Raw genomic sequence first — 21,679 nt, forward strand, 5'->3', positions numbered from 1 at the left:
CACTTTATAGATAATTTTTATTTTAATTTCGCAGCGCAATTCCCGCGGCAAAATCCAAAACAATCTCGGCCAAACGCATTTTACTGCTCACATCACTCATCATCGTGGGCGCAACACACACGTCGATTCCCAGCGATGCGACTTCGTCTGCGCAGTCTGCATCTTGCTCATCCAAAACATAGCCGTCGAGTAGATCACCGTAATACTGAGCCACCGCCGTCGCTGTGGCTGGCATCGCCAACTCTCGCATCATTTTAGCGGCGGGGCCTTTTACCGCACGACCAGCAATTATCGGCGACACGGCGATAACAGGCGCTTTAGTCGCATTTAATAGCGCCCGACAACCTGGAATCGACAAAATAGGATCAACACTCACAAAGGGATTGGACGGACAAATAATTACTGCGGCGAGCTCGTCACCTTGCAGGAGATTAACAATAGCCGGGTGCAGCTGTGCAGTGTCGATGCCATCAAAGGCCAAGCCACGCACCTCTGGTTCACATTTGTCGCGAACAAAATATTCTTGGAACTCGAGCCAGCCCTGATCGGTGTTAACTTTAGTGGCGACTTTATCTTCGCTCATCGGCAATAAGGTCTGCGCAATACCTAAGCCACAGCACAGCTTCTCCGTTACCTCAGCTAAACTCGAACCAGCCGCCAGCATTTGACTGCGAAAAATATGCGTTGCGGCGTCTTGGTCACCGATTTGAAACCATTCGTCACCGCCAAGGCGGCGCATGGCAATTCCTGTCCGCCAGCTTTCATCCTTTAGCCCCCAACCCCGGGTTTCATCATTGAGGTCGGCTAAGGCATACATGACAGAATCAAGATCTGGGCATATTCGCAGGCCCCAGTAATCAAAATCATCTGCGGTATTTGCAGCAATAGTGAGTTGACCGCCCTTGAGCACGCCAGCGAGGCCACGCGCCAATTTAGCACCACCCACGCCGCCGGTTAATGCCAGTATTGGGCCCTGAAATTCAGAATCAACTGAGCGATGAGTACTCATTAGCGAAACATGTCCTTATCTCGGTCGCGAATTAATGAGGCCGAACCACCATTTGAGGGACGCAATTTAGCGCCCCGAATCAATACCAATGGCATTGCCTCACTACCCTGCCCCATCAAAAAAGATGCCGCGGCGGCGAGTTCATCGGCAACCGCCACTTCGGTAATCTCGAGGGCACGACCGAAGAGATCCTGCTCACCAATACGATTTTCTACCGGTTCAAAACCTGCCGTGCCTATGGCAAAGCCGAGGCTGCCATTGCGCCAAGCTCGCCCTGCGCTGTCATTAATAATAATATTAAGCTGTGCACCCGTTTTCTCAGCCAGTGCCTCGCGCAGGCGCTGGGCGCTGGCATCCGGGTTCTCTGGTAGCAGCAGCAAACGAGGGTTGCCGTCATCATTTTGAATATTAGAGCGATCAATACCGGCGTTAGCATGAACATAGCCTAACTTATGTTCAACAATAACCACCCCTGGTCGACGACGCAGAACTGCACGCGACTCGCTTAATAAAACCTCCATATGACGAGGGTCTTTATCACACTCAAGCGCTAAGGCATGCGCCTCGGGGCTGGGTTCCACGCTATTTAAAAAGGCGTAGCGTCCCTCAGATTTCGAGACAATTTTTTGAGCGAGTACCAAGACATCGCCGTCTTGCAGCGGCAAGTTTGCTTGATCTAGCGCACTTAGTACCAGCGCGCAAAGATCGTCGCCAGGTTCGACCAGGGGAATACCCGGCACCGCATGTAATGTCAAAGCGCCTTGCGTCATATTAATCAGCGATCCAGACCTGTTAGTTTAATTCCGGCGTGACACTTATACTGCTTATTGATAAAAATGAGCAGCGAGGTCATCGCCTCCACTGCCGCCGCATTGGCGATACTGCCGGCATGAAAGCCACGCAAGCCAGCGGCTTCAACCAATTCGATTACTGCCGCGCGCGCCTCTTTATTATCACCGCAGACGAGAACATCGCATTCCAGGCCTTGACCATCTTGCAGATGCACCGCAGCAACATTCTGAAATGCAGACACCACATTAACCCCTTCGCCCAATAGATTTTGCGCAATTTGGCCAGCGGAGCCCTCTGCAGGTAGCTGTACTCTCGCCACTTTCGGCGGCACAAGCGGCACGGTAACATCGATTAAAATTTTTCCCTGCAAAGCTTCTTTGACGCTTAACAGAGTACTGGCGTGGTGAGCGAACGGCACCGTAAGGGCGGCGATGTCTGCCGCTTTTGCCGCGGCAACATTATCCATCGCCAACACCTGCACTTGCCCAGCTCCGCGCGCCTGCATAAGGGTGCGCAAATCTGCAGCGGCTTCCTCGGCTTTATCTTGGCTACGGGAACCAATAATAATTTGGTAGCCCGCTTCGGCCCAGCGCCGAGCCAAGCCCGTTCCCAAGCCCCCGGTTCCGCCTAAAATCGCAACAACTGGTTTGATCTCGCTCATTTTCGATACACCCTTTTCTGTTGAATTCGCGCTAGCCACGCTTTACTTATTCGATACTTTGTCTGAATTACGGCCATAAACTAACAGCTTACAAGTCGCGACAACAACCTCGAAGATCATATCCTATTCTTACAATGTGTTAATCCTCAAAACTCGCTCAAGCATTCCCCATTTTTCACTCCAGTGTATCTCGCCTAGTTATAGGTGAACATTGTCAAATGAGTCTAACTTTAGGCAAAATCGGTCATCCCTAGCTGCCATTAGCGCCTGCCAACTAGTCAATTTAGTGTATAAAAAAGTATGGCTGAGCACGTTACAATACGCTCTTCTCTAATAATTAAACAAAATACCTCTTGGAGTATGAATGCAAGCATCACTTGACTACAGCGGCAAAGTTGTCATTGTCACCGGCGGCGGCAAAGGTGTTGGCAGGGGCATTAGCGAGCGCTTTTTGAGCCTAGGCGCCACCGTTTTTATTTGCGGGCGCACGACGCCCGAAAAACTACCTCAAGTAGGCGGGAATATCGCGATTTTCCACAGTATTGATGTCCGCGATGTCGATGCCATTTTAAGCTTTGTAGAACATATCGCAGCGACTCACGGCCGCATAGATGTGCTGATCAACAATGCAGGCGGCGCACCCGCCGCCGAAGCGGCAACTGTTTCACCCCGCTTTTCAGAGTCTATTATTCGCCTTAATTTGCTCGCCCCGTTAAATTTTTCCCAAGCCTGTAACACAGTGATGCAAAAACAAGCCAGTGGCGGCGCGATCGTTAACATTGCCTCAGTGAGCGCAGTGAGACCCTCACCAGGTACGGCAGCCTATGGCGCGGCCAAGGCCGGCTTAGTCAGCCTTACCACCTCCCTCGCCGTAGAATGGGCGCCGAAAGTAAGAACAAATGCGATTATTGCCGGTTTAATTCGCACTGAGCAATCGCACTTACACTACGGCGATGAAGCAGGAATAGACGCCATAGCGGACACTATTCCGCTCGGCCGCTTAGCGATGCCCCAGGACATTGGCGATGCCTGTGTATTTTTAGCCAGCGATTTAGCAAGCTATATCAGCGGCTCAACACTGACAATTCACGGCGGCGGCGAAAAGCCCGCTTTTTTAGGCGCAGCAAACGCTGAGTGATTAAACTGGCGCTGGCGCCTTTTATATAGGTGACCAGCGCCAACCATCACTCTCTTCGGGTTCAAGCCACAAATCGGCCTACACACACTTCATTACGGTAACTAGCTATACCACCCTCGGTTAGCTCTAATAATCATCTACTGCTAAATCCTCTAGATTAAAACCCAAGATGAGGTACCAGCCCTGCAATCTCTCTTTATTAATTGCTTTTTGGCATCAATACGCGACCGTGAGGCGCTAGCCATGACACCGCAACAAATCAGCTGCATTCAAAAAAGCTTCCACACTATAAGCGCCGTCAGCCGCCCCTTTGCCCGACTCTATTACCTGCGCCTATTTCAATTGTCGCCTGAGCTAAAACGACACGTTAACAGCCAAGCCGATTATAAAGGTCGCAAACTTGTCGCCCTGCTCGGCACCGCTGTTCGCTCACTCGACAATATTGACGGCTTAAAAGTTGTTGTCAGCAGTCTGGGCCGCCGCTATGCCGCTCAAGGCTTGGGTGACCACCACTTCGCACTAATGTGTCAGGCATTACTTGAAACACTGGAAATAGCCCTAGGCGATGAATTTACCGGCGACGTTGCCGCCGCCTGGACTGCAGGCGGCGCACTGCTATTGGAAACAATCAGCGAATCCGCTGCAAAAACCACCTTAGAACACTGCCCCTGGGGTAAAGAAATTCCTATTGCCTTAGCCGTGGTCAGCTAAGCACAATAATTCGGGCAAAAAAAAGGCGCCACAAGAGCGCCTTAAATCGCGAATCGCTGGCACTAAGCAACTCTGACAATTTTTATGGTGTTGGTATGACCGTCAACACCTACCTCGTCGCCAGTAGTGGCAAGAATTAAATCACCGCTTTCCACATGGCCCCGCGCCTGAATTTTTTCAACACAGCTTGCAATTTCAATTCCCGCGGCCGGGCTGGATATCGCATATACGCCACGATACAAACTCACGCGATTACAGGTTGCCGGGTTTCGGCTAAAAGCGAAAATAGGAATTCCCGAGGTTAAGCGCGACATCAACAAAACCGTGCGCCCGGTTTCTGTCATCGACACAATCGCCTTTACACCGACCTGATGGTTTGCTGCGTAAACAGCGCTCATAGCCACAGTTTCTTCTACAGAATCAAATTTACGCTCAATTCGATAACTTGATTTCCTCGCCGAGGGGTACAATTCCGCGCCTTCGCAATTGCGCGCCATTGCCTTAACCGTCTCTACCGGATACATACCGGAAGCCGTTTCGGCCGACAGCATAACGGCGTCAGTGCCGTCCAATACCGCGTTGGCAACGTCAAACACTTCGGCGCGGGTTGGAACCGGGCAACTAATCATAGACTCCATCATCTGCGTTGCAGTAATCACCGGCCGATTCAAAACCCTCGCCCGCTTGATAATATGCTTTTGCAAGCCAATTAAACTGGCGTCGCCAATTTCTACGCCCAGATCACCCCGTGCCACCATTACACCGTCGCAGGCGCGAATCAGATCATCGAGATGTTCGTCATTTGCCACCGCTTCGGCGCGTTCGATTTTGCCAATAATATGGGCAAAGCAACCCGCCGCCTCAAGCTTTTGACGAGCATCGATAATATCTTCTGCGCTACTGGGAAAGGACACCGCAATAAAATCGAGGCCGATATCAGCCGCAAGTTTAATATCTTCCATATCTTTGTCGGTCAGCGCGGGTGCCGACAGGCCGCCGCCCAAACGATTAATGCCTTTACGGGAATGCAGCTTGCCTACGCTTTCGGAGCGGCAATGTACTTTTTCTCCGACAACCCGATCTACCAGCAAACGCAAGCGGCCATCGTCTAGCAGCAGCGTATCACCCGCCGTCACCGAGCGCGCCAAGGGTTCGTAATCGACACCGAGGTGATAGTCACTGCCCTCACCGTCGGCCAGCTCGGTGTCCAAAATCACTTCCGTGCCCTTTTTCAGCTCCACGGGATCAACGGCTAATTTGCGCAGCCGAATTTTCGGGCCTTGCAAATCACCCAATATTCCCACAAAGCACTTAGCCTCTTCTGCCAATTCACGGATTAACAGCGCCCGCGCGCGATGCTCATCGCCGTTGCCGTGGGAGAAATTCAACCGAAATACATTCACCCCGGCGCTAATCATCTCAGCGAGCACTTCGCGAGAATCACAAGCGGGTCCGACCGTGGCCACAATTTTAGTACGACGCATGAAAACCGCTATCCTTTAAATAAATAGTAAGTTAAAGCCCTATGTTACACCCCTCACCTTGCGACAGCGACATATCGCACGATCAGTTTTAGCAGCAAAGACATACCGCCGTTTATTCAGACATAAAAAAACCCGGCAATGCCGGGTTTTAAAACTAACTCACATCAGGTTTAAACGAAGTAATCGCCGTTATCCATGCCCAAATCAACGCCACCTAAATTACGCGCAAAGCTGGTGGGGTTATTGGCAACATGCGCTCTAGCAGTGTGGATATCTAAAAATCGCTGCTGGATCTCGCTACCTAGAAATACTGACTGGCCGCCAGCTACTTCAAACAGGGAGTCGACAATGGCAATACTTTTACTAATCACTAAAGAGGCGTGGTAGCGGTAACGCACCCTATCTTCCACGGGCACCGGCTGCCCGGCTTCGGCTAAGGCCATCATGGCATCGAAGTTGCGGAATAACAGCGCTTCCATTTCGTCAATGCCATTCACCGCTGCAGCAATACGCTCTTGCACCTGAGTATCACCGGCGAGCTTAGTTGGGTCGCCGCTGGCCTTGTTCAGTACCGCATGTTTATACAGTTCAACCGCGGCCTTACACGCGCCAATCGCTGGCGTGCAAACCACGCGAATAAAGGTTTGAGCCCAGGGTAATTGATATAAAGGCGCTGTGTTTACCGCCTGTCCTGGATTCGTACAGGCAAAGCCGTCGCTCTGTTTATGGGTCATATAATCGGGAACAAAGGCATCTTTCACCTCTATGTCATTACTGCCCGTACCCTCTAAGCCCATCGACCGCCAGGTATCAATAATCTGATAATCCCCCTTGGGAACAAGGAATGTGCGGTAACCGTCGCCAGGAATTATCGCGCCCAATAGCGCCCATGTGCAGTGATCGCTACCACTAGACCAACCCCAGCGGCCACTCAGTTTAAAGCCGCCGTCGACAACAGTGACCTTACCCATTGGCGCATAAGACGATGAAACGCGTGTATGAATATTATCGCCCCAAATAGCTTGCTGGGCACGATCATCCATCACCGCTATTTGAAACGCGTGCACCGCGATAATACCGCTGGCCCAAGCCGTCGACATACAGGCTTCTGCGAGCGCGATTTGCATACGGAAAAAATCTTGGGGAGACAATTCCAAACCGCCGTAACGCTTTGGCTGTAAAGCCAAGAAAAAGCCCAGCTCCTGCAATTCATCAATTGAAGCCTGCGGCACTTTGCGCAATGCTTTAGTCTCTGCCGCGCGCTCGCGCAAACGCGGTTGCATCGCGGTTATAGCAGCCATCATCTCGGCAACGATTGAGCTCTTGGCTGCGTCTTTAGCTTGCGCTTCGCCCATACTGTATCTCCTGTCATTATCTTCAATTGCACCACAGGGTGCTGCTTTCGCTAGGCCTTAATACTTGTGGTTTAAGCGTCGGGCATATTAAATTTGTGACCCCACAAACTCGGCAAGCTCGTTACCGTTGGCGTAAAGCCTTCCCAATTCATTTGTAGACCGTCGGTGCCGAATTCCATTGCAAACCCAGCAGGCGTCGCCATATAAAAGGACAGCATATTGTCGTTGGTGTGTCGGCCTAAGCTAGACACTATCGGGATACCGGCTGCCTGAACGCGATCAAGACAATACCCAACTTCGTCTACGTCAGTAACTTCGAGCATCAAATGCACACAAGCAACTGGGTTCGCCGCATCTTCATATAGCGCTAAGCTGTGGTGACGCGGATTATTAACATGCATAAAATTCAAGCCTTGACCCGGATCGTTCGGGTCAGGCGAAAAGTGAAAATGCATGTAATCGCTGTCGCCAAAACCCAAAACGTCGGTGTAAAAAGCGTGGGTCTCAGCCAGCTTGGACGCTGGCAATACGGCATGACCAAAGCCCATATCACCGTTAAAGCCTGTTTCAAAGCCAGAGATTCCCTGGGGTGAAATAAACTTGCCGTAATCCAGCTCGCCACCCCAATACAACTCTAGCTCGTTGCCGGAGGGGTCTTGCAACTGAATTAAACCGCGCACGCGACGCGATTTGGCACGGGCAGCAGATCCTTCAGTGAATTCAATACCCGCGGCCTGCAATTCTTCCTTTGCTTGTTTAAAGCCGGCTTCGTCGGCTAGCTCCCAACCGCAGTAACGAAGGCGGTTTTGTTCCGCTTTCACTATGGCAAAGCGATAAGGCCGCTGATCCATCTTAAGGTAGACGCTACCGTCGTCACTCGGCACGTTCATCAACCCCAGTATATTTGTACCGTAATCCAGCCATTCCGAGGGATTAGTCGATTCAATAACAACATAACCTAAGCTGCGAACATCCATCATTTATTCCTTTATTATCAAAGCTGGCGAGCCACGCTGTTTAGGTATTGCGCAGCGCGTAATCCACCACATATTCACGACGCTCGGCAAATACTTCCGGCACGTCAGCAACATTAACGTAAAACTGTTGATACCACTGACGTAGGCGATTTATCGGGCCATCGCCATCACACAGTACCGGATTGTCGACTCGCGTTTTGGTATGCCATATATGTACATCTTGAAAGAAGGCCGTGCGATTCTGCTCCGTATACTGGCGCGCCATTTCATTATTTTGTTCATCGCTCATGCCCGCAATTTTCTTCACGGCAACACCAAACCGCAAATCAAAACTATTCAGATCAATCGGCACATGCGTCACTAGCAAACGTGACGCGACCTCCATACCCTCGACCTGCCCAGTCATATACGTGTTCATATACGCGGGGCCGTGGTAAGTCGCCTCTGACTGCAATTCACCATCTTCAGCTAGCAACTCAGAACCACCGGTTAACTGCTGGCAGTAGGTGTGTTTGTAAACAATATTTTTAAACTCTTTAATTGGCGCGCCATGTATTGGGCCAAAATGGGCGACGTCAGCCATATTATCAATCAGCTCACGCGCATTAGTATTAATGCTCATCACATCCATTTGCCAAATTGTCCACTCGTCGCTGAATACGTCATCAATACGCGGCGGGCGCTGTTCTTCGATCGGCGGATTCCCTTCAGGATCAAACCACATAAACAGCAAGTGATTTTCTTCCAAGGTGGGGTATGAGCGAATCACGGCCTTGGCAGGTATACGCTTAGCGTAGGGAATATCATCACAGACGCCGTCAGCACCCCAGCGCCAAGCATGGAATGGGCAGCGGATCGAATTACCCTCGACACAACCTTCGCTCAGGTCTGCCCCCATATGCGGGCAATAGCCGTCTAGCACATGCATTTCGCCATCTTCACCGCGATAGGCAACCAAACGCGTGCCAAAATAGTTGAGCTTAACGGGTGTGCTGGTATATTCACTGGCCAAGCCGAGGCAATACCAACCACGCGCATAGCGGTCAGGTAATTCTGCCGCTTCAATAATATGCGGCTGACGCGACACTGGCGCTGGCTGACTCATGGTAATTCTCCTGATTAAACTCTGATCGCAATGGACTTAGCATGGTGAAAAATTCTCACACATGCCCCCACGCCGCACCATCCTCCGTTTAGACGACCTGAGAAATCACTGTAATCATCTGTTTTTTATAATTATTTTCATAATAAATCGCCGCTAAATAGAAGTGTTTAGAATCTCCCGGCAAAATGGCTCAGATGCGACGAATGCGCGCATACTCTGCGACACATTATTCGCACACCTAAATTATTAAAGTAAAGCGGCCCAAACGCCAGATACAAAAAAGCCCTCGTACGAGGGCTTTTTATCAGTGTAAAACCGCCACCGCAGTGACGGAAACACTTATCTCACAAACAGCATTTCGGCATATTTAGGCAGCGGCCAAAGATCATCTGCAACCAAGCCCTCAAGGGCGTCAGCATGCTCGCGCACTTCTAACATTAAGCTGCGCAAAGTGCCCGCCGCATACTGCATATGCGCCTCAGTTGACTCAAAGTCATGAACAGCCAAAGCGGCATTCAACGTCGCTACTGCAGCCATCATGGCATTGGCTTCATTCGCTACTGCGGTCGCCACACTGTTATCTAGTTTGATACCCAAGGACGACATTGCAGTGCTGGTGGTCGTCAGCTGCGACAGGTACTCGACAGCCGCGGGGTAAATACTCGTTGTGGCCATATCAACCACTAACTTACCCTCTACCTCAATCGCTAGCAGGTACTGCTCTGAGTAAACTTCGAAGCGGCTTTCTAGCTCAACAGGCGTGAATACACCGGTGCTTGAGAACAGCTTAACAATCGCCTCGTCACGCAAGTACGGTAGCGCATCAGCGGTCGTTGGCAGATTTTTCAAGCCACGATCTTCTACTGCAGCGCGGTGCCATTCAGCAGAGTAACCGTCGCCACCAAAAATAACATTGCTGTGTTTTTCCATCAGCACTTTAAGTACTTTGATCGCCGCTTCAGCGACATTGGTACCCGCAGCTAATTCAGTCTCTAACTGATCCGCAATCCAGTTCAGTGAGTCGGCCAGCATGGTATTCATAGCAACCAAGGGACCCGAAACCGAGGCAGAAGAACCCACAGCACGGAACTCAAAACGGTTACCGGTGAAGGCAAATGGCGAAGTGCGGTTACGGTCACCAGGATCGCGCTCAAACTTCAGAATCTGACTCAAACCCAGATCCATAAGGCCACCCACTTCTGACTTCAGTAACTTACCTTCTTTGATGTCATTAAAAACACGCTCAAGCTGGTCACCCAAGTAAACAGAAAGGATCGCTGGAGGTGCTTCGTTGGCACCCAAACGGTGATCGTTCGACGCAGAAGCGATAACGGCACGCAAAAGTGGTCCATAAAGGTGCACCCCGCGAATTACTGCACCACAAAAGAGCAGGAAGTTAATATTGTCGTGTGGCGTGCTGCCTGGATCCAGCAAATTACCCTGAGTTGCGTTACCAACCGACCAGTTTACGTGCTTACCTGAGCCGTTTACGCCAGCAAAGGGCTTTTCGTGCAGTAAACATACAAAGCCATGACGCTTAGCAGTCAGTTTTAACAGGGTCATCAGCATTTGCTGATGATCAGAAGCGATGTTCGCTGCCTCATAATAGGGCGCGATTTCAAACTGACCGGGTGCCACCTCGTTATGGTGCGTTTTTGCCGGAATGCCCAGCTTATAAAGCTTGTCTTCCAAGTCCTGCATGAAAACCTGGACACGCTCAGGGATTGCAGCGAAATAGTGGTCGTCAAACTGCTGACCTTTAGCAGGTGAAGCGCCAAATAAGGTGCGGCCTGCCATGCTCAGATCAGGGCGACTAGCGGCGAAGTTAGCGTCGATCAGGAAGTATTCCTGCTCAGCACCACAGCTGGAATTCAAGGTCGCGATTTCCGTTTCGCCCATCAGCGCCAACACGCGCTGACCGGCCTTATCCAAGGCCGAGTTAGAGCGAAGCAAAGGGATTTTCTTGTCTAATGCTTCACCGGTCCAGCTCATAAATACGCTTGGAATCATCAAGGTAGAGCCGTTTTCGGTGTGCATGATATACGCTGGGCTCGTTGGATCCCACGCTGTGTAACCACGCGCCGCATTGGTCATCCGCAAGCTGCCGTTGGGGAAAGAGGAGCCATCGGGCTCACCCTTAATCAACAAGCTGCCGGTAAACTCGGTGATCGCATGACCTTCAGAGTTGGTAATAATAAAGCCGTCGTGCTTTTCAGCCGTGGCGTTGGTCATCGGGTAAAAAATATGCGAGAAAAACTTAACACCTTTGCCGGTCGCCCAGTCTTTCATAGCCGCGGCAACTACATCTGCCGTCGCCGCATCAAGCGGTGCGCCGGTTTGCACGGTCTTTTTCACTGCTTTAAAAGCATTCTTAGAAAGACACTGCTCCATCTTTGCAAGATTGAAAACATCGCTTGCCCAGATTTTACTGAGTGGCTCAGGCATCGTAACGGCTTTAGGCGTACGATTAGTAATCTGGGAAATAGCTTGAACGCGCGCTTGATTGCGACTCATTAAGGTGACCTCGCCTTATAGAATATTTAAGTAATGGGTATCACTTGAGCTGACTGAGATTCAGAAACTGAAATGACTGCCGTTGTGCTAGCAATAATTGCACCAGCTTAGCGCAATTCCGACTAAATTGATAAAAAATTAATAGGCCAGCGCTGTAACCGGCGCAGTATAGCGCTAGTGGCCGCAAATACTAGCCAGACAATAGCAGCCTAGGCCACAGTTATGCCCGCTGCCTTATTTCCCGCTATACTGCGCGCCAAAATACCCTCTATAAAAGTGACACCGCTGCCGTGCAATTTGCCTCCAACCACTTCGACGTGATCATTCTTGGTGCAGGCGCATCGGGCTTAATGTGTGCGCTGACTGCTGCCCAGCGTGGCCGACGGGTATTAGTCTTAGAAAAAGCCAATAAAGTCGGCAAAAAAATCCTGATGTCCGGCGGCGGACGCTGCAATTTCACCAACCACTTTGTAGAAGCCGACAACTTTATCTCTGCCAACCCCCATTTTTGCAAGGCCGCACTTACCCGCTACACCCAGTGGGACTTTATCAGCATGGTCGAGCGTTACGGCATCCCCTATGAAGAGCGCAAGCACAGCCAATTATTTTGCCTTGATTCCGCCAAAGACATCCTTAATATGCTGTTGGATGAATGCGCGCATGCTGGTGCAGAAATCCGCAGTCACTGCAGCATCGATAAAATATCGCCACTGCCCGAACGTGCCCACTCCGACAAGCATCAGCCCGAGGACCGACGCAGCCGTTATCAAATCGCCCTACACCAAGGCCAAACGCCATTAAAGCTCGAGTGCCACTCACTTGTCGTCGCCACCGGCGCGCTATCCATCCCCAGCCTCGGCGGTAGTGGTTTAGGCTACGACATTGCGAATCAATTCGGTATTGCCCTCACTGAACGCCAAGCAGGCTTGGTGCCCTTTATGTTCAGCGATGCAATGAAGCCTCTATGTGAGCGCCTTTCGGGGCTCGCACTAGAAGTCGAGGTGAGCTGTAATCAACGTAGTTTCTCCGAAAACCTGCTCTTTACCCATCGCGGCATCAGTGGCCCCGCGATACTGCAAATCTCTAATTACTGGCACCCCGGCAACGAAATAGTCATCGATCTACTGCCCAGCATCAACGCCGCAGACTGGCTACTCAGCGCAAAGCAGCAGCAAGGTAAAAGCTTATTGCGCACGGTGCTTGCACAAAAGCTATCTAAAAGCTTGGTAACAGAACTGCAAACCCTCTGGTGGGCTGATAGCGCCGACCAGGCTCTCGCCGGCTACAGCGACAAACAGCTTTCAGCCATTGCCGAAAAACTTCACACTTGGCGGCTCAAGCCCTCGGCAACAGAAGGCTATCGCACCGCCGAAGTCACCCGCGGCGGCGTAGATACAGATGCGATCAGCTCCAAAACCATGGAAGTGAAATCCCAAGCTGGCCTGTATTTTATTGGTGAAGTATTGGACGTGACCGGTCATTTAGGTGGTTTCAACTTCCAGTGGGCGTGGTCATCAGGGTATAGCGCTGGCCTCGTTTGTTAATTCATTGCACGTAATTAAGTTTGAGCCATTGCTCAAGCACGTCAAACCCACAATCGTGATAAAATCCCGCGCTTAAAGACAAAACCGGAAATACACTGCGTTCATGCTCAGACTCACCGACATCAAACTGCCCCTACACCACAATGACACCGAACTACGCAGCGCCGTACTCAATAAGCTGGCTGTGGCGGAACATGAACTACTCCGCCTCCATATATTCAAGCGCAGCTACGACGCCAGAAAAAAGCACAACATCCTACTTATCTATTTATTAGACATTGAGCTTAGCCCGGCCGCCGAGCAACGCGTCTTGGCCCAGTTTTCTGGCAAATCCTTTATCGGCCCCAGCCCCGACACCCAATATCACTTTGTGGGTCATGCCCCCAGCAACTTTCCTGGCCCCGAGCAACAGCGGCCCATTGTGATTGGCTTTGGCCCCTGCGGAATTTTGGCAGCGTTAGTCCTAGCGCAAATGGGCTTAAAACCGATTGTGCTTGATCGCGGTCAGGATGTGCGCCAGCGCACCAAAGACACCTGGGGACTGTGGCGGGAACGCAAGCTCAACACCGAGTCGAATGTGCAATACGGCGAAGGCGGCGCAGGCACGTTCTCAGACGGCAAGCTTTATAGCCAAGTTAAAGATCGCCGCTTTCTCGGTCGCAAGGTAATGACCGAGTTTGTTAAGGCTGGCGCGCCAGAAGAAATCCTGATGGTCAGCAAGCCCCATATAGGCACATTCAAGCTCGTCAAAATGGTGGAAAATATCCGCGCCGAGATCACCCGCCTGGGCGGCGAGATTCGCTTTAATAGCAAGGTAGAAGCCCTACATCGCGAGACAAGCGATGGTGAGTTAGGCCAAGTCAGCGGCGTCACGCTTGCCGACGGCAGTCACCTCGCCAGCCGCCACATTATTTTGGCAGTGGGTCACAGCGCCCGCGACACCTTTGAAATGCTCTTAGCGCAGGGGGTTTACCTTGAAGCCAAGCCTTTCTCCATTGGCTTTCGTATTGAACACCCGCAATCGGTAATCGACGCCGCCCGCTTTGGCGACAACGCTGGCAACCCTATACTTGGGGCCGCCGATTACAAGTTGGTTCATCACTGTAAAAATGGCCGCAGCGTCTACAGCTTTTGCATGTGCCCCGGCGGCACCGTGGTTGCCGCCACATCGGAAGAAGGCCGCGTGGTTACCAACGGCATGTCGCAATACTCCCGCAACGAACGCAATGCCAACTCTGCGATTGTGGTGGGCATTGAACCTGACAAAGACTATCCCGAGCACGTACTGGCGGGCATCGACTTGCAACGCAAGCTCGAACGCTTAGCCTATCAATTGGGCGGCGAAAACTATAATGCGCCCGCTCAACTGGTGGGCGATTATCTACGCAACACGCCCTCTACCGAATTGGGCAAAGTCATTCCTTCCTACAAACCCGGCGTGAGCCTCGGCGATTTAAGCCTCGCCCTGCCCGATTTTGCCAATGCCGCTATTCGCGAAGCCATTCCAGCCTTTGACAAACAGATCAAGGGGTTTGCCATGAACGACGCGATTCTCACCGGCATTGAAACCCGCACATCGTCGCCAATCTGCATTAAACGCGGCCGCGACTACCAAAACCTCAATACCAAAGGCCTCTACCCTGCTGGTGAAGGCGCAGGTTATGCGGGGGGAATTTTGTCGGCGGGGATCGACGGCATCAAGGTTGCGGAAGCGGTCGCGATTGATTTGCTGGGCTTAGACATCGCTATCCCAGACGGGCGCTAAGGCAGCCTGTCAACCGCGTCGACTTGCGCGCAAGCGGTGAACCGCTCCCTCGGTGACGACAAAGCCTATACAGGCCTCCTCACACGCTATTTTATCGGCAGCGTCGAATTCTTACCGGTGCACAAGCGTATTTTAGGGGGGCGCCGCGACGCACGAATAAATTCGTAGCCTCACAAAAATTAGAATCGCTGCAACGCTGTATCACGTGAATTGAACAGTAGTATTCAAACTCGACAAAGCTTAGACATTGCGAATAAATACCTGCCTACGCAGGTATGACTCGCACGTGGATCCTGGGCGTGACTATATCGTCACTCCTGCGAAGGCAGGAGTCCATCTCTGCGGCGTAGTGCGGCATAAATGTTTGAGCGTGCGGTGCAGATTACAGCGGATATTGCCTGCTATCGTCGCCACCCAATTACGCAAAGCCGTGGCTTCGGTAATATCGCGGCACACAACGACGAAAAATTAATTGGCTTTTGTCTACGCCATTTACACTAAGCAGCTCGACGATTTCAAATTTTCCTGGAAAGCCATCGCGAGCCACTGCGAGCTGTAGGCGCCGTGAAAGACTCCTAGCGACGCTCTTTTTATAAATCTAAATTCCGTGTCAGCACTTCTGCAGATTTAATAATACGGCTAACACGGTAAAGCTCATCGTGTTTTTCTTCATCAGAATAACCTGCAGGCTCGCCTGTTCCGGCGTTAACGAGCCAAGAGGTTTCAGGTCTGCGCGTACCCAACAGCTTCTTTAATTCAGGGGCGGTAATACCTAATGCTTTAGCTGCGGCACTATTGCTGCAACGGGTCTGATTTTCGTTCAGATAATCGAGTATTAGGGTGATTTTATCTTGCATTACAATAGGATCCTTACAAAGCTAATATGCGACAAAGTGTCCACCCTTGCGAGCTGATTAACTCTGTTATCAATAAAACGGGAGTTGGATCGACCAGTATAGCGCATTTCTAGGGCAATTATCTTGTCACCGTCACTAAACGGTGTGATCTGAGGTGGCATGATATTCGCGTCACGACGTTAACATCGCTATTCAGCCCTTAACACAGATAGCTACTTCACAGTCCACCCGCCATCCAAGACCAACTCTTGGCCAGTCATATTTCTCGCAGCATCACTAATAAGGTAATTTACCGCGCCGCTTAGCTCATCCATTTCAATAAAACTCTTTTTAGGCATTGGCTCAAGCATGATTTTGTTGATGACGTCGGCTTCGGAAATACCGTGAACCTTGGCCTGGCTGGCAATTTGACGCTCGACAAGCGGCGTTTTTACATAGGAAGGGCACAGCGTGTTAATGGTGATGTTTTGATCTGCGGTTTCCAGCGCCACAACTTTAGAAAAGCCCAGCAAACCATGCTTGGCTGCAACATAGGCGCTTTTGTGGGGAGATGCCACCAAGGAGTGAATGGAACCGACATTAATGATGCGGCCAAAATTATGGCGACGCATTAAGGGCAGCAGGGCGCGACTGAGCATTGCAGGGCCAATAAGCAAGATTTCCGTGATTAGTTTCCAGCGATCTACCGGAAAGTCTTCTAGCCTAGCCACATGTTGAATACCGGCGTTATTCACCAATATATCGGCATAGCCACCGGCGGCCTCAAGACTCGCCACCGCCTGCGCTATATCCGTTTCGCTCGTTACATCAAGCTTTAAGGCGTTTACAGCAAAGCCTTGACCCCGCAAGTTTTTTGCAGCGCCCTCCGCCGCCTCATACTGGCTATCACTCAGCCACACTGCATAGCCTCGCTGGGCTAAATCACTGCATATCGCCAAGCCTATACCACTGGCGGCGCCAGTGACTAACGCGGTTCTCTTTCTCATTGCTCACCTGTTTTTAATTATTGTCTCTTTACCGCACACAGCCCTAAAACCCGCTGCCATGAAGGGGATCATGCGTTGATACGCTGTTTCAAAATCGGAAGACTGGCACTTACCCCCAGACAGGCGATCAATTCGCCCGGTTTGGGCCAAGGTTAATGCAAGGGCGCCAGACACATAGTGGTAACACCAGTGCAGATCCGCTTCCCGCGCCTTAGGAAAAATTACTTTCAATGCCTCAATAAACTCGCCGACATGCTTATCAAAGTTATCCTTCATCAAGGTTTTGCTCCAAACCGGCGAGGTCATTACATAAGCCAATAGCGCCATGTAATTTTTCCAACCGGGGTCGCCGCTCTCCTGCGCAAATTTCAATGGCAAGAGAAAAGCCTCGATAATTTGCTCCAAGGTTTGCGGCTGACCGCTGGCAGCTTGCAGGCTATTGCGTAGGACTTCGCGACGGGTATTGCCCAATAACTCTGCGCGGCGATGAAACACCGCGTAGAACAAATCCAGCTTCTTACCAAAGTGATAACTGGCCAGCGCAACATCGACATTGGCGCCCGTCGAAATCTGGCGCATGGTTACGCCATCGAAGCCATGCAGGGCAAACAGCTCTTCCGCCACATCAAGAATGCGCTCGCTTTTTAGCCCGCTGTCTTTTTTATTCATTGTTACACCCCAAGCACCAGCGACAATTCGGTCTATTTGAAACGACGTGTCTTACGCCACTGGCCTGCAAATAAATCTGTTTTAAAAGCCGCGCTTGTTTTTTCAACAAGCGTTGAATATAGTGGCTCACGAATAATTAAAATACAAGACGGATATTACATGAATTCGGCAGAAGTCTTTAAATATGTGCTGACTGGCGCTTACGTGATACTGGTTTATGGACTCTCTTGGATAGGGATGCGCCGCACAAAAGACATCAGTGGTTTCGCCATTGGCAATAAAGACATGAGCCCCTACCTCATTGGCATTACCCTCGCCGCCTCCATCGCGTCAACGGCAACCTTTGTTATTAACCCTGGCTTTGTCTATGCCCACGGTTTGTCTGCCTACCTCCACTACGGCGTCGCAGGCTCGGCGGGAATACTTACCGCGTTTATTGTTTTGTCCCGAGGCTTTTTGCGCTTAGGCGAGGAAAGCAAGGCGCTGACTATTCCCCAGTGGATATACCATCGCTATCACCATCGCGGCTTTAGTCTGTTCTTTGCCTTTATAAATTTATTATCGATCAGCTTTGTAGTGTTGATTTTAGTTGGCTGCAGCCTGCTCATGACGGGTATATTCCCAATTGAACAAAAGCCCGCCCTGATCGTGGTACTGGTGTTTGTATTTTCTTACGTATTAATGGGCGGCACCTACGCCCATGCCTATACGAACACTCTGCAGGGAATCATGATGATCATCGTGACCTTGTTACTATTTATTCAAGGTTTCCACTATTTTAATGGCGATATTTTAGGCGCCTTGCGCGGCATCAGCCCAGGCTACGGCGCCGCGCTCAATCCAGAAAGCAATCTTTACTACGACTTTTTCTCGGTGTTTGGCGGCGGCTTTATTGTTACTTTTGCGCTAATGCTCCAGCCTCATATTTTAACCAAGGTGCTGTATTTACGCAGCGAAGCCGACATTGGTAAATTTATTGGCACCACCGTTATTGTCGGCACCCTCTTTACTTTAATTTTAATGGTCGGCTTTTACGCCCGTCTCGCTGGCCTGGAGATCCCCACTCAAGACACCGTGGTAAGAGAATACTTGTTACATGAGTTCACCGGCAGCCCCCTCGGCGAAATCACCTTAGTATTTATTTTTATTACCCTACTCGCGGCAGGCATGAGCACCTTAGACGGCATTCTTGTGTCTCTGTCAGCAATGGTGGTTAATGACATTGTCACACCACTGAGCAAGAGCCAAAATAACGGACTCGCCTGGTCGCGATGGACGCTAATCGCGGTGGGTATCATCGGTCTACTATTAGCGTGGAATCCGCCGCCACTTATTGGATTATTCGCGCAAAAGGGTGTGTACGGCCTTGCGGCTGCATCTCTGGTGCCAATGCTATTCGGTGTACTGATACGTAAAAAGCTACCCTTGCCACTGATTGCTAGCGCCTCGTTTATTGCGCTGCTAAGCCACTTCTACTTCAACTTATTTGGCGGCGTCGCCAACCCTGCGGTGTCAGCCAGTTACGCGATTATTGGTTCCTGCGTATACACCCTCACAGGACTCGGCTTGCTCCATTTCCTCCAAAGAAAAAAATAATTTCGCTTTAGCCATATTGACTTTTCAACAAATGTTGAATAACCTCAACTGCAAATTCAACACTTGTTGAGTTAAAGCTGAGAAATCTACACCGCACTAATTCATAATCATAAACCTAACGCAGGTGCCCCATGATAAATATAAGAAATGACAAAAAGCGGATAGCTATGTTAATCGCGATAAGCAGCGCGGCGGCCACATACCACAACCCAGCGTGGTCGCAACAAGGCGCAGCAATAACTTTAGAAGAAGTACTGGTTACTGCTCAAAAACGAGAACAAAACCTCCAAGAAGTACCGGTTTCCATCACCGCCTTTACTGCCACAGAACTGGCAAGCAAGGGTATTAACACTATTACAGAACTGGAAAAGAGTGTGCCCAACACGCAGTTTCGGGCTAGTCGCGCCACCAACTCCACCCTCACCGCCTATATTCGCGGGGTTGGCCAGCAAGATCCGCTCTGGGGCTTTGAACCCGGCGTTGGGGTCTATGTCGACGACGTTTACTACGCCAGGCCACAAGCCGCTGTAATGGATGTATTCGACGTAGAGCGTATTGAAGTTTTACGCGGCCCTCAAGGTACGCTCTACGGTAAAAACACTGTAGGTGGCGCAATTAAATACATTACTCGCCGAATGACTGGCGAAGCCGAGGGTAAAATCACCGTCGCGACCGGCGCTTACGACCAACAAGATGTGAACATTTCAGCGCAACTTCCCATTATTGATAATGAACTCTATATCGGCGCCGCCATCGCCAGAATGGAACGCGACGGCTACGGCAGCGTCGACACCGGTTACGACATTAATATTGGCAACTACAGTGCCAGTGAAGAGAATTACAATAAAGACGTTTTAGTCGCGCGCGTTAGCATGGAATACACCCCAAGCGATGAGCTGTTTATTCGTCTTGCTGGCGATCGCACCGACGACAACTCCAATCAGCCCTGTGGCTCGCAGTCTAACCCAAGCACCTTAACTCACCCCGCCAACGGCCAGCCTTTTACGCGGTCGAGCAATCCCTTTGACGGCGCCTGCGGCACAACGCATCTCTCTAACGTCGAAAACAGCGGTTTCTCGCTCACAGCCCAATACCAGCTAAACGACAATACTAGTTTGAAATATGTATTTGCTAAGCGCGAAGGTGAAACCCAGCAGTTCATCGACTTTGACGGCACTCCCCTCGACGCCTTTGACGTACCCGCCAAATACACCGACGATCAAAAGTCCCATGAGCTGCAAGTCAATTACAGCATTGATCGCATCGCCATGGTTGCCGGCTTGTACTACTTTACCGGTAACTCAGCGGGCGCTTTTGATGTGGTGTTAAACGGTTTGGGCGGCACTCCCTATATGGATGGTGAGCATTATGATCTGGCCATTGGCGGCGACGTCGACACCGAAAGCAGCTCCGCCTACTTCAATATTAGCTACGACATTCTCGACGATTTGACCCTCACCACAGGCCTACGCTTAACCAAGGATGACAAAAACTCCAATATCAAGCGCTACGCCTATAACACCACTAATTCCTCACCCTATACCCAGACCCAAGGTAGTAGCTTTACCTACGGCTCCCCCAGCAACGATACCCTGCTATCTATAGCCACCGATATTAGCGACAAAGAAGCCGATAAAAACTGGAGCGAACTCAGCCCCTCCATCAAACTCGACTGGCGCATGAACGACGACGTAATGCTCTATATTAGCTACGCCGAAGGCTTTAAGTCTGGCGGCTTTGATATGCGCGGCAACGCCACCACCAACCCCAATGTCGCCCAGGGCTACGACCCTGAGACCGTTGAAACTCTTGAAGCCGGGATAAAATCACAGCTGTGGCATGACCGCCTGCGCCTAAATTTCACCGTGTTTAGCATGGACTACACCGACATGCAGCTGACTGTACAAACCGCCCAACCCGCACCGGTATTCTTCTCCTCTGACGTGGTTAACGCCGGTACCGCAGAAATCCAGGGCGCTGAACTGGAAGCCTTATTCCAAGTCACCAGTAACATCAGCACCTCACTCGCTGTTGGCCACATGAACGCCGAGCTAACCGAGGTTATTTCCGGCGGCACAGATGTGTCCGACAGCTGGGAAATGCTCAATGCGCCTGACTGGACCGGCCAGTTCGCGATCAATTACGAGCGCGACCTCGGTGACGCCGGCAGCATTGCCCTTAACACCGCCGCTTCTTACCGCGACGCCTCCAGAAACTTTAACAATGTGGTGTGCAGCTGTGACCAAGATAAGTCTTACACCTTGCTCGACGCAGGCGCCAACTGGTATTCCACTGACGAGCACTGGACAGTTGGCCTGCACGTAAAAAATATTGAAGATAAGGAATACAAAACCGGCGGTTATAACCTCGGCTCTGGTGAACTCGCTTTTTACGGCGCGCCAAGAACCTGGACCGCCAGCCTGGCCTACGCATTTTAAAGCAAGCTTAAAAGGGTCTTGGCCAGTAGTGACCAAGACCCCATAACTTACTTTTAAGCACCCTGACTCACCTTTTTC

General features: G+C 50.9%; 17 protein-coding genes. 6 read left to right on the top strand and 11 right to left on the bottom strand.

Features of this window, described 5'->3' with window-relative positions; genetic code table 11:
- Positions 1–22 precede the first annotated feature (22 nt).
- From cofD to npdG, 3 genes are read right to left on the bottom strand one after another with little or no spacing between them, the layout of a single operon-like run.
- Entirely contained in the window at positions 23–1,009 is a 987-nt protein-coding gene (gene cofD, locus AZF00_RS12045; RefSeq protein WP_062383840.1) for a 2-phospho-L-lactate transferase, read from the bottom strand.
- Positions 1,009–1,779, bottom strand: coding sequence for a coenzyme F420-0:L-glutamate ligase (gene cofE / locus AZF00_RS12050; RefSeq protein ID WP_062383843.1), 771 nt, complete (start codon positions 1,777–1,779; stop codon positions 1,009–1,011). Before cofE ends, cofD begins: the two co-directional genes overlap by 1 nt.
- 5 nt (positions 1,780–1,784) lie before the next feature.
- Positions 1,785–2,462: an NADPH-dependent F420 reductase gene (gene npdG, locus AZF00_RS12055; protein ID WP_008249030.1), complete on the bottom strand. Its 678-nt coding sequence runs from the start codon at positions 2,460–2,462 to the stop codon at positions 1,785–1,787.
- Between the two features lie 364 nt (positions 2,463–2,826).
- Between npdG and AZF00_RS12060 the strand changes: the two genes are divergently transcribed.
- Both AZF00_RS12060 and AZF00_RS12065 read left to right on the top strand, forming a co-directional pair.
- Positions 2,827–3,600, top strand: coding sequence for an SDR family oxidoreductase (locus AZF00_RS12060; RefSeq protein WP_062383846.1), 774 nt, complete (start codon positions 2,827–2,829; stop codon positions 3,598–3,600).
- Between the two features lie 243 nt (positions 3,601–3,843).
- On the top strand, positions 3,844–4,311 hold the full coding sequence (locus AZF00_RS12065; protein WP_062383849.1) for a globin domain-containing protein: 468 nt from the start codon (positions 3,844–3,846) through the stop codon (positions 4,309–4,311).
- Positions 4,312–4,373: 62 nt separating this feature from the next.
- On the opposite strand, the gene pyk is transcribed toward AZF00_RS12065, so the two are convergent.
- The 5 genes from pyk to AZF00_RS12090 form a co-directional block, all read right to left on the bottom strand.
- The gene (pyk, locus tag AZF00_RS12070; protein ID WP_062383852.1) at positions 4,374–5,795 is read right to left on the bottom strand and encodes a pyruvate kinase; all 1,422 of its coding nucleotides are present in this window, start codon (positions 5,793–5,795) and stop codon (positions 4,374–4,376) included.
- A 170-nt stretch (positions 5,796–5,965) separates the two neighbouring features.
- Entirely contained in the window at positions 5,966–7,150 is a 1,185-nt protein-coding gene (locus tag AZF00_RS12075; RefSeq protein WP_008249022.1) for an acyl-CoA dehydrogenase family protein, read from the bottom strand.
- A 71-nt stretch (positions 7,151–7,221) separates the two neighbouring features.
- The gene (locus AZF00_RS12080) at positions 7,222–8,130 is read right to left on the bottom strand and encodes a VOC family protein (protein ID WP_081482637.1); all 909 of its coding nucleotides are present in this window, start codon (positions 8,128–8,130) and stop codon (positions 7,222–7,224) included.
- 37 nt (positions 8,131–8,167) lie between these two features.
- A complete protein-coding gene (locus AZF00_RS12085) occupies positions 8,168–9,232 on the bottom strand; it encodes a 3-ketosteroid-9-alpha-monooxygenase, oxygenase component (RefSeq protein ID WP_008249018.1) in 1,065 nt (354 codons plus the stop codon).
- A gap of 339 nt (positions 9,233–9,571) precedes the next feature.
- Positions 9,572–11,746, bottom strand: coding sequence for a glutamine synthetase III family protein (locus AZF00_RS12090; RefSeq protein ID WP_008249016.1), 2,175 nt, complete (start codon positions 11,744–11,746; stop codon positions 9,572–9,574).
- A gap of 290 nt (positions 11,747–12,036) precedes the next feature.
- Between AZF00_RS12090 and AZF00_RS12095 the strand changes: the two genes are divergently transcribed.
- Together AZF00_RS12095 and AZF00_RS12100 are read left to right on the top strand one after the other, a co-directional pair.
- Entirely contained in the window at positions 12,037–13,290 is a 1,254-nt protein-coding gene (locus AZF00_RS12095) for a BaiN/RdsA family NAD(P)/FAD-dependent oxidoreductase (protein WP_008249014.1), read from the top strand.
- Between the two features lie 103 nt (positions 13,291–13,393).
- Positions 13,394–15,055, top strand: coding sequence for an NAD(P)/FAD-dependent oxidoreductase (locus tag AZF00_RS12100; protein WP_008249008.1), 1,662 nt, complete (start codon positions 13,394–13,396; stop codon positions 15,053–15,055).
- A gap of 590 nt (positions 15,056–15,645) precedes the next feature.
- Here AZF00_RS12100 and AZF00_RS12105 read toward each other — a convergent pair.
- From AZF00_RS12105 to AZF00_RS19355, 3 genes are all read right to left on the bottom strand, one after another.
- Entirely contained in the window at positions 15,646–15,912 is a 267-nt protein-coding gene (locus AZF00_RS12105) for a hypothetical protein (RefSeq protein ID WP_008249006.1), read from the bottom strand.
- A gap of 212 nt (positions 15,913–16,124) precedes the next feature.
- Positions 16,125–16,898 carry a 3-hydroxybutyrate dehydrogenase gene (locus AZF00_RS19350; protein ID WP_008249003.1) on the bottom strand — a complete coding sequence of 258 codons (774 nt, stop codon included), beginning with the start codon at positions 16,896–16,898 and terminating at the stop codon, positions 16,125–16,127.
- Between the two features lie 3 nt (positions 16,899–16,901).
- A complete protein-coding gene (locus AZF00_RS19355) occupies positions 16,902–17,567 on the bottom strand; it encodes a TetR/AcrR family transcriptional regulator (protein ID WP_008249000.1) in 666 nt (221 codons plus the stop codon).
- Between the two features lie 159 nt (positions 17,568–17,726).
- Between AZF00_RS19355 and AZF00_RS12120 the strand changes: the two genes are divergently transcribed.
- Together AZF00_RS12120 and AZF00_RS12125 are read left to right on the top strand one after the other, a co-directional pair.
- On the top strand, positions 17,727–19,163 hold the full coding sequence (locus tag AZF00_RS12120) for a sodium:solute symporter family protein (protein ID WP_008248998.1): 1,437 nt from the start codon (positions 17,727–17,729) through the stop codon (positions 19,161–19,163).
- Between the two features lie 131 nt (positions 19,164–19,294).
- On the top strand, positions 19,295–21,601 hold the full coding sequence (locus tag AZF00_RS12125) for a TonB-dependent receptor (RefSeq protein WP_081482636.1): 2,307 nt from the start codon (positions 19,295–19,297) through the stop codon (positions 21,599–21,601).
- Positions 21,602–21,679: the final 78 nt, after the last annotated feature.

Source organism: Zhongshania aliphaticivorans, from assembly GCF_001586255.1.
Lineage (GTDB): Bacteria > Pseudomonadota > Gammaproteobacteria > Pseudomonadales > Spongiibacteraceae > Spongiibacter > Spongiibacter aliphaticivorans.

Coding starts and splice junctions, on each gene's coding strand:
- cofE (WP_062383843.1), bottom strand. CDS start 1,779: ATGACGCAAGGCGCTTTGACATTACATGCGGTGCCGGGTATTCCCCTG.
- AZF00_RS12125 (WP_081482636.1), top strand. CDS start 19,295: ATGATAAATATAAGAAATGACAAAAAGCGGATAGCTATGTTAATCGCG.
- AZF00_RS12090 (WP_008249016.1), bottom strand. CDS start 11,746: ATGAGTCGCAATCAAGCGCGCGTTCAAGCTATTTCCCAGATTACTAAT.
- AZF00_RS12065 (WP_062383849.1), top strand. CDS start 3,844: ATGACACCGCAACAAATCAGCTGCATTCAAAAAAGCTTCCACACTATA.
- AZF00_RS19355 (WP_008249000.1), bottom strand. CDS start 17,567: ATGAATAAAAAAGACAGCGGGCTAAAAAGCGAGCGCATTCTTGATGTG.
- pyk (WP_062383852.1), bottom strand. CDS start 5,795: ATGCGTCGTACTAAAATTGTGGCCACGGTCGGACCCGCTTGTGATTCT.
- AZF00_RS12120 (WP_008248998.1), top strand. CDS start 17,727: ATGAATTCGGCAGAAGTCTTTAAATATGTGCTGACTGGCGCTTACGTG.
- AZF00_RS19350 (WP_008249003.1), bottom strand. CDS start 16,898: ATGAGAAAGAGAACCGCGTTAGTCACTGGCGCCGCCAGTGGTATAGGC.
- AZF00_RS12075 (WP_008249022.1), bottom strand. CDS start 7,150: ATGGGCGAAGCGCAAGCTAAAGACGCAGCCAAGAGCTCAATCGTTGCC.
- AZF00_RS12060 (WP_062383846.1), top strand. CDS start 2,827: ATGCAAGCATCACTTGACTACAGCGGCAAAGTTGTCATTGTCACCGGC.
- AZF00_RS12080 (WP_081482637.1), bottom strand. CDS start 8,130: ATGATGGATGTTCGCAGCTTAGGTTATGTTGTTATTGAATCGACTAAT.
- AZF00_RS12105 (WP_008249006.1), bottom strand. CDS start 15,912: ATGCAAGATAAAATCACCCTAATACTCGATTATCTGAACGAAAATCAG.
- AZF00_RS12100 (WP_008249008.1), top strand. CDS start 13,394: ATGCTCAGACTCACCGACATCAAACTGCCCCTACACCACAATGACACC.
- AZF00_RS12085 (WP_008249018.1), bottom strand. CDS start 9,232: ATGAGTCAGCCAGCGCCAGTGTCGCGTCAGCCGCATATTATTGAAGCG.
- cofD (WP_062383840.1), bottom strand. CDS start 1,009: ATGAGTACTCATCGCTCAGTTGATTCTGAATTTCAGGGCCCAATACTG.
- npdG (WP_008249030.1), bottom strand. CDS start 2,462: ATGAGCGAGATCAAACCAGTTGTTGCGATTTTAGGCGGAACCGGGGGC.